The organism is Pseudomonas typographi (assembly GCF_014694385.1).
In the GTDB taxonomy this organism is placed as follows: domain Bacteria; phylum Pseudomonadota; class Gammaproteobacteria; order Pseudomonadales; family Pseudomonadaceae; genus Aquipseudomonas; species Aquipseudomonas typographi.
Genome location: NZ_JAAOCA010000098.1, coordinates 1 through 1044 on the forward strand (window position 1 = coordinate 1; position 1044 = coordinate 1044).

The following is a 1044-nucleotide window of genomic DNA, read 5'->3' on the forward strand; positions in this document are numbered from 1 at the left end:
TCGAACAGCTTCTGTCCTATTAGTGCCTCATCGGCAATATCGCTTTTTCCCTCGATGGAATACAACGCCACGACGTTGATTAATGGTCGTATAGCGTCCACGGCACTGAACATCCCACTTATGGCGTACTGGATTGATAGCAGTGTGCGTGAACTGAAAGGAGAGGAAAGCTCCTTGTCCACCAAAATCCTCGCTCTTGCCAACGCACGTTTAGTGGTAAAAACTTCCCCTTCCGCATCAAAATCAGTAGTAGCAAGAGCATCAGCCATTTCAGCTATTGCTTTATCGGTTGAAAGCCGATAAGCCAGAAGGCGCTTTGCAGGCTCCGAGTTGGGAGAATAGTCCCCTCCAAGCATGGTGTTCGTAGGGCCCCGCTCCGCTGAAATCGCATTGGCCGCCAGCAATACAACTTGGTATAGATGAAGATTTTCGTAATTCCGTTTTGCCAACCTATATTCGTTTTCAATAAAAATTATCAATAAGAAAGCCATTAAAAAAGCAAGCGCCAGTAAAACTAAACAGCCCGCCGTTAGTTTCCCCTGAAGGCTGTAGCGGCTACAAAAGCCGCGGGCTACGACAAATTCCATTTTGGCTGCCGTTATTGATCATGCTGAGGACTCTCAGGCTACGACACCAAGTGGCCATCATCAATCTTTATCCGACATTCGGCTTGCAGGGGGCGCCCTGGTGACGCGCTTTGCAAGCAATTCAAAACTTGCTAGAACGGCGCCATATGGCTCCCTAGAGCTTGTGCACTTTGGTTTTGAGCATATGATTGGGAACTGGCCAAGGGGAACACATGATCGGAAAGCAGTGGCTGGCTAAGTGGGCCTTGGGAGAAAAAGGCGTGACGTGTCGACACTGCGGCGCAATCCAGCTTTTGACGGATGCGCGGCGCCCTTTCGAGCACCGGGAGAGATGTGAGCAAGTCAAGCCCGCTGCGGAATTTCCGTGGCGAGATCTGAAGGCGGTATTGCGGGGAATACAGCGAGGCTAATGACAACTCGTTCGGACGTAATCCTGTAGCGCTCTCAAGGCTGCTTG

Annotated in this window: 1 protein-coding gene; it reads right to left on the minus strand. The window is 50.6% G+C overall.

The genetic code is table 11. From position 1 onward, the window contains the following. Window positions 1-587, minus strand: a 587-nt coding sequence (locus tag HAQ05_RS27805) for a hypothetical protein (protein WP_202988134.1), incomplete at its 3' end; no start/stop codon positions are given. Between the last annotated feature and the right edge of the window lie 457 nt (window positions 588-1044).